5 protein-coding genes are annotated in these 7,202 nt (G+C 73.5%); 4 read left to right on the top strand and 1 reads right to left on the bottom strand.

Annotation, left to right across the window (positions count from 1 at the left end):
• From E1266_RS33910 to E1266_RS33895, 4 genes are all read left to right on the top strand, one after another.
• Positions 1-996 (top strand): LacI family DNA-binding transcriptional regulator (locus E1266_RS33910; RefSeq protein WP_132054139.1); only part of this gene is annotated, 996 nt, incomplete at its 5' end.
• Between the two features lie 114 nt (positions 997-1,110).
• Complete coding sequence (locus E1266_RS33905) at positions 1,111-4,035, top strand: glycoside hydrolase family 48 protein (RefSeq protein WP_132054137.1); 2,925 nt, start codon at positions 1,111-1,113, stop codon at positions 4,033-4,035.
• A gap of 333 nt (positions 4,036-4,368) precedes the next feature.
• Complete coding sequence (gene dinB, locus E1266_RS33900; RefSeq protein WP_132054135.1) at positions 4,369-5,559, top strand: DNA polymerase IV; 1,191 nt, start codon at positions 4,369-4,371, stop codon at positions 5,557-5,559.
• 73 nt (positions 5,560-5,632) lie between these two features.
• Positions 5,633-6,439, top strand: a complete 807-nt coding sequence (locus E1266_RS33895) for an SAM-dependent methyltransferase (RefSeq protein WP_132054133.1) — start codon at positions 5,633-5,635, stop codon at positions 6,437-6,439.
• Positions 6,440-6,442: 3 nt separating this feature from the next.
• On the opposite strand, the gene E1266_RS33890 is transcribed toward E1266_RS33895, so the two are convergent.
• Positions 6,443-7,202 (bottom strand): hypothetical protein (locus E1266_RS33890; RefSeq protein ID WP_243719228.1); only part of this gene is annotated, 760 nt, incomplete at its 5' end.

Genomic DNA, 7,202 nt, shown 5'->3' with positions numbered 1-7,202 from the left:
CGCCCCCCGACCCTCGCGCACGTCGCCCAGCTCGCCGGAGTCTCTCCGGCGACCGCGTCCCGCGTGCTCAACGGATCCGCCCGGGTGAGCCGGGCAGCCCGGCTCCAGGTCGAGGCCGCCGTCGAGCGGCTCGGCTACGTCCGCCGCCGGGCGGGCTCCCCCGACCGCGTCTCCTCCGGGACGATCGCCGCCGTCGTGTGCGAGGACGGCTGCCGCGTCCTCGGCGACCCCTACTTCGCGCGCCTGCTGTGGGGCGTGCGGCGCGAGCTCGCCGGGCGCGCGCCGCTCGTCGTCCTCATGGCCGGCCGGGCGGAGGAGTGGCGGGCGACCACCGGCTACCTGCGCGGCGGGCAGGCAGAGGGCGTGCTGCTCCTCGGCGCCCGCCGCGACCATCTCGCGCCGCTGGTGCAGGCGGCCGCGGGCGCCCCGGTCGTGCTGGCCGGCCGGCCCCTGGAGGACGTCGCGCTCCCGTACGTCGACGTCGACAACCTGGGCGGTGCGCAGGCCGCCGTCCGGCACCTCCTCGCCTCCGGGCGGCGCCGCATCGGCACGATCGCCGGGCCCCCCGACATGGGCGCGGGCGTGGACCGGCTGGCCGGCTACCGGCTCGCCGCGCAGGAGGCCGGCATGGGCGTCAACGGGCTCGTCTGCCAGGGCGACTTCGGGCGGCTGTCCGGCGAGCGGGCGATGCGCCGGCTGCTGGAGCGGCGGCCGGACGTCGACGCCGTGCTCGCCGCGTCCGACCAGATGGCCGTGGGCGCCCTCAGCGCGCTGCGCCGCGCGGGGCGCCGCGTCCCCGACGACGTGGCCGTCGTCGGGTTCGACGACGCCCCGGTCGCCCGGCAGGTGCGGCCCCGGCTGACGACCGTCCAGCAGCCGGCCGAGGACCTCGGCGCCCGGCTGGCCCGCGAGCTGCGGGCCTGCACCGGGGGCCGGCCCGCCGGCGAGCGCGCCGTCGTGCTGCGCACCAAGCTGATCATCCGGGAGTCCGGCTGACGACCCCGGGCTGACGCGGGCCGCTCGTCCCGCCTCTCTCCGCACCGCCACCGGACTCCGCCGGTGGTGGAGCCCGCCGTGCCCGGAGAACGGGCTCTACAGGAAGGAACACAGGTGAGAAGACGACAACGATGGCGCGCGCTCACCGCCGCGGGCGCCGTGCTGACGCTGCTCTTCGGCGGCCTGGGCGCCGTGGTGCCCGCGCAGGCCGCCGCGGCGTCCTGCAAGGTCGCCTACACGGCCAACGACTGGGGCAGCGGCTTCACGGCGAGCATCGACATCACCAACCAGGGCGACCCCCTCAACGGCTGGGAGCTCACCTACTCCTACTCGGGGAACCAGCGGCTGACCAGCGGCTGGTCGGGCAGGTGGTCCCAGTCCGGCTCGGAGATCACCGTCACCAACGAGAGCTGGAACGGGTCACTGGGCACGGGCGCGACCGTCAACGTGGGCGCGCAGTTCACCTACAGCGGCACCAACGCCGAACCCACCGTGTTCACCCTCAACGGCACGCGCTGCAACGAGACCGCGCCCGCGCCGACCGTGGCGCTGACCAGCCCGTCCGCCGGTGCGACGTACTCGGTGGGCGCCTCGGTGCCGCTGGCGGCGACCGCCCGGGCCGCGGACGGCGCGTCCATCGCCAAGGTCGAGTTCTTCAACCAGGACGGGAGCCTGGGCGCGGCCGACACCACCGCCCCCTACAGCCTGAACTGGACGCCGTCCGAGGCCGGCGCCCACTCGGTCTACGCCAGGGCGACCGACAGCAACGGCGCGACCGGCGAGTCCACCCCGGTGGGCATCACGGTGACCGCCGAGGCGAGCGTCGTGGCGAGCCCGGCCGCGCTGACCGTCGCGCAGGGCTCGACCGCCACGTTCGGCGTCCGGCTGTCGGAGGCCCCGTCCGGCGACGTGACCGTGACGACGACCCGCACCGCGGGCAACAGCGGCCTGTCCGTCACCGGCGGCGGCACGCTCACGTTCACGCCGCAGAACTGGTCCACCGCCCGCAACGTGGAGATCACCGCGAACGACACCGGGACCGGCACCGCCACGTTCACCTCGACCGCGTCCGGCTACGCGGCCGCCGAGGTGACGGCGACGCAGGTCGAGACCGGCGGCGGCACCTACACCCAGCGGTTCCTCGACCAGTACAACAAGATCAAGGACCCGGCGAACGGCTACTTCAGCCCCGAGGGCATCCCGTACCACTCGGTGGAGACGTTCCTGATCGAGGCCCCGGACCACGGGCACCAGACGACGTCGGAGGCGTACAGCTACCTCATCTGGCTGGAGGCCATGTACGGCAAGGTCACGCAGAACTGGCAGCCGTTCAACGACTCCTGGTCGCTGATGGAGAGGTACATGATCCCGACCAGCGAGGACCAGCCGACGAACTCGTTCTACGACCCGTCCTCGCCCGCCACGTACGCCGCCGAGCAGCCCGACCCGAGCGACTACCCGAGTCCGATCGACGGCAGCGTCCCCACCGGCCAGGACCCGATCGCGTCGGAACTGGAGGCCGCGTACGGCACCGACGACGTCTACGGAATGCACTGGCTGCAGGACGTGGACAACGTCTACGGCTACGGCAACACGCCGGGCGGCGGCTGCGAGGAGGGGCCCGGCGCCGACGGCCCGTCCTACATCAACACCTACCAGCGCGGCTCGCAGGAGTCGGTGTTCGAGACCGTCCCGCAGCCGACGTGCGACAGGTTCGAGTACGGCGGCCCCAACGGCTTCCTCGACCTGTTCATCGAGGACGACTCCTACGCCGAGCAGTGGAAGTTCACCAACGCGCCCGACGCCGACGCCCGCGCCATCCAGGCCGCGTACTGGGCCAACGTCTGGGCCGGCGAGCAGGGCAAGGCCGGCGAGGTCTCGGCCACCGTCGCCAAGGCGGGCAAGCTGGGCGACTACCTCCGGTACGCGTTCTTCGACAAGTACTTCAAGGAGATCGGCGACTGCCACCCCGCCTCGTCCTGCCCCGGCGGGACCGGCAAGAGCAGCGCGCACTACCTCCTGTCGTGGTACTACGCGTGGGGCGGCGCGCTGGACTCCGGCGCAGGCTGGGCGTGGCGCATCGGCGACGGCACCTCGCACTTCGGCTACCAGAACCCCTTCGCCGCCTGGGCACTGGTGAACGACCCGGCGCTCGCCCCGCGCGGCGCGACGGCGAAGGCCGACTGGGAGACCAGCCTCACCCGGCAGCTGCAGCTCTACAAGTGGCTGCAGTCCGCCGAGGGCGCCATCGCGGGCGGGGTCGCCAACAGCTGGGAGGGCAGCTACAGCACGCCGCCCTCGAACCTGACGACCTTCTTCGGCATGGCCTACGACTGGCAGCCCGTCTACCACGACCCGCCGAGCAACCAGTGGTTCGGCTTCCAGGCGTGGTCGATGGAGCGGGTCGCCGAGCTGTACCAGGTCACCGGCAACGCCGACGCCGAGGCGATCCTCGACAAGTGGGTCGACTGGGCGCTGTCGGAGACGACGGTGGACCCGGCCACGGGCGCCATCCAGATCCCGTCCACGCTGCGGTGGTCCGGGACGCCCGACGCCGACTGGTCGTCCGCGAGCGGCATGCCGCCGGCGAACACCGGCCTGCACGTCTCCGTCGAGGACCACACCGACGACGTCGGCGTCACCGCCGCGTACGCCAAGACCCTGACGTACTACGCGGCCAGGTCCGGCGACGAGGACGCCAGGCAGACCGCCAAGGACCTCCTCGACGCCCTGTGGCGGCACACCGACGGCAAGGGCGTCACCGTCGAGGAGACGAAGGGCGACTACGACCGCGTCAACGACCCGGTATACATCCCGCCGGGCTGGACCGGCACCATGCCGAACGGCGACCCGATCAACTCGAACTCGACGTTCATGTCCATCCGCTCCTTCTACGAGGACGACCCCGATTTCGACCGCGTGTGGGCCTACGCCAACGGCGAGACCTCCACACCCCCGGTGTTCACCTACCACCGGTTCTGGGCCCAGGCCGACATCGCCCTGGCGATGGCGGACTACGGCCGCCTCTTCAACGAGTGACCCGATAAAGGAGGGTAAGCGAGTCGTTTCGTTCCGGGCCTGCGGCGGCACCGAGCCGCCGCAGGCCCTTGCGTTGCGCTTCGGGCTACGGGCTGGGACTCCCGCCGGTCGTCGGTTCGGGCTCCGGCGCGCTCGGCGGCGCCACGGGCGGCGAGTCCTGCGGTGGCGGTGAGTGGTGCGGCGCTGTGCTCGGCGCAGGTGGGCGGCTCCAACCTGATGGCGATTTCCCGCAGGTGCTCATAGTTCTCCCGAACGAAGGCGTCGGCCCCGTCCTCCGTGTTCCAGATCACAGCGGTGGAGGGTGGGCGCCCGGATGGCGGCTCATGCGAACATATGTTCGTGTCGGGTGGTGCTGTGATCTTGCATGCCGACCTGGACGCGTTCTACGCGTCGGTCGAGCAGCGCGACGATCCCGGGCTGCGCGGGCGGCCGGTGATCGTCGGGTCCGGGGTGGTGCTGGCGGCCAGCTACGAGGCCAAGGCGCACGGTGTGCGGACCGCGATGAGCGGCGGGACGGCGCGGCGGCTCTGCCCGCGGGCGGTCGTCGTCCAGCCCCGGATGAGCGCCTACGCCGAGGCGAGCAAGGCGGTGTTCGCCGTCTTCCGCGCCACGACCCCGCTGGTGGAGGGGCTGTCGATCGACGAGGCGTTCCTCGACGTGGACGGGCTGCGGACGCCGCCCGCGGAGGTCGCGGTGCGGCTGCGGCGGGAGGTCGCCGAGGAGGTCGGGCTGCCCATCACGGTCGGGGTGGCGCGCACCAAGTTCCTCGCCAAGGTCGCCAGCGGTGTCGCCAAGCCCGACGGGCTGCTGGTGGTGCCGCCCGAGGGGGAGATGGAGTTCCTGCGCCCGCTGCCGGTGCGGAGCCTGTGGGGCGTCGGCCGCGCGACCGCCGCCCGGCTCGCCCGGTACGGCGTCACGACCGTCGGGGACGTCGCCGACATGCCGGAGAGCACGCTCGTGTCGCTGCTCGGCCCCGGCGCCGGCGGCCACCTGCACGACCTGGCCCGCAACCGCGACCCGCGCCCGGTGCGCACCGGGGTCCGGCGGCGGTCGATGGGCGCGCAGCGGGCGCTGGGCCGCCGCGCCCGGTCGCCGGAGGAGCTGGACGCCATGCTCGTCGGCCTGGCCGACCGCCTCGGGGGCCGGCTGCGCACGGCGCGGCGGCTGTGCCGGACGGTCACGCTCCGGCTGCGGTTCGGCGACTTCGCGCGGGCCACGCGCTCGCGGACGCTGCCGCAGGCGACCGCCGAGACGCCGTGGATCCTGGACGTGGCGCGCGGCCTGCTCGCCGCCGCCTCGCCGCTGATCGCGAGCCGCGGGCTCACCCTGATCGGCCTCTCGCTCGGCGACCTGCGCGACGACCGGGCCGTGCAGCTCGCGCTCCCGCTGGACGGGGTCCCGTGGGCGGGGGAGGTGGACGCCGCGGTCGACGGCGTCCGTGGCCGGTTCGGGCCGTCGGCGATCACCCGCGCGGTGCTTCTCGGCCGTGATCAGGGGATGTCCGTCCCGCTGCCGCCGGACTGAGATACGCGGCCCCGCGGGCGATTCGTTCGGTCTCCGTGAGATCATCGGTGCTCCGGGGACGAGTGGAGCAGTGATGGCCGATGAGAGGTGGCCTCCCGCCGAGGTCGATCTGACGACGCCCAACACGGCGCGGATCTACGACTACCTGCTCGGCGGCAAGGACAACTACGCCGCCGACCGCGAGGTGGCCGAGCAGCTGATCGAGCTCATCCCCGAGGCGCGGCTGGCGGCACGGGAGAACCACGCCTTCATCGGCCGCGCGGTCCGCCTCCTGGCCTGCGCGGGGGTCCGCCAGTTCATCGACATCGGCAGCAAGCTGCCCGCCCGCGGGAACGTCCACGAGGTCGCCGCCGAGGTGGCGCCGGACGCGGCGGTCGTGTTCGCCGACGGCGACCCGGTCGTGCTGGTGCACGCGCGGGCCCTGCTCGCAAGGACGCCGCGCACGGCCGTGGCGAGTTGCGACCCGCTCCGCCCCGAGACCGTGACCCGCGCCCCGGAGGTCCGCGCGCTCATCGACTTCGAGCGGCCGGTGGCGTGCGTGCTCGACCGCGTCCTGCACTTCATCGACGACGCCGCCGAGGCCGCCGCGGCGGTCCGGGGCCTGCACGACGCGCTGCCGCCCGGCAGCCACCTGGTGTTCACGCACATCACCCAGGACCCGGAGCCGGAGTCGGGCGAGGGCGTCGGCAAGGTGTTCAAGCCGACCAGCGGCCACTTCTGGGGCCGCAGCCGCGCCGAGATCCTCGACATCGTCGGATGCTTCGACCTCCTCGAACCGGGCCTCACCTACACGCCGCAGTGGCGGCCCGACCCGTCCGGGCCCCCGGTCGAGCATCCGGAGCGGACCTTCACCCTCGCGGGCGTCGGCCGCCGGCGCTGACCGTCAGCCGGCGCGCCGGTGCAGCAGGCGCCGCGTCCGCGCGGCGAGGCCCGGCGGCGCGGCGGGCGCCAGCGCGGTGCCGGTGTGGACCCAGCCCCGGTGGCTCCGGCCGGTGACCCGCAACCGGACGAGCGGGACGTACGACTCCGCCCGGATGCCCTCGTAGCCGTGCCGCACGATCGACTGGTAGATGTCGTCGGACACGACCAGGACCAGCGGCGCGGCGGTGCGCCGCAGCGCGAGCTTCGCCTCCGGCGAGTCCAGCAGCCGGAAGGCGACGTCGAGCGCCTCGCCGAAATTGCCGCGCCCGTCATTGTGCACCTCTCCGGCGTGCAGGACGACGCGAATGCGAATTCGGCGGTCGCCGCCCGGGGCGATCAGCCGCTCCGCATTGTATTCCGCCAGCAGGGCGGACAGGAGTGGCACGACCGGGTGCAGCAGCAGCGTTTTCGGCACCTCGTCCAGCGGCGGGATGAGAACGAGCACCCCGTCGCCGCGGTCGACGTACTCCTCCCGGTGTCCCGGCACGATTCCGGCGCGGTTGAACGCCTCCTCCAGCAAACGGTAGAGCACGCGGCGCAACTCCGCCTTGACCGGGTCGGTGCGCGTCGTCGAGCCTTCGATGTCGACCGCCAGGATGGTGCGGTAGCGCGGCCGGAGCCGCGCCCTGTCCAGGACCGGCAGCCTCGGTCCCGACGCGTCGACGAGGACGGGGCGGCGGACCCCCGCCCGCCCCCCGTCCACCACCGTCTCACCGTTCATT

The sequence above is a fragment of the Actinomadura sp. 7K534 genome (genome assembly GCF_004348575.1).
GTDB classification, from domain to species: Bacteria; Actinomycetota; Actinomycetes; order Streptosporangiales; family Streptosporangiaceae; genus Spirillospora; species Spirillospora livida.
This window is presented reverse-complemented; position numbering and strand designations above follow the sequence as displayed.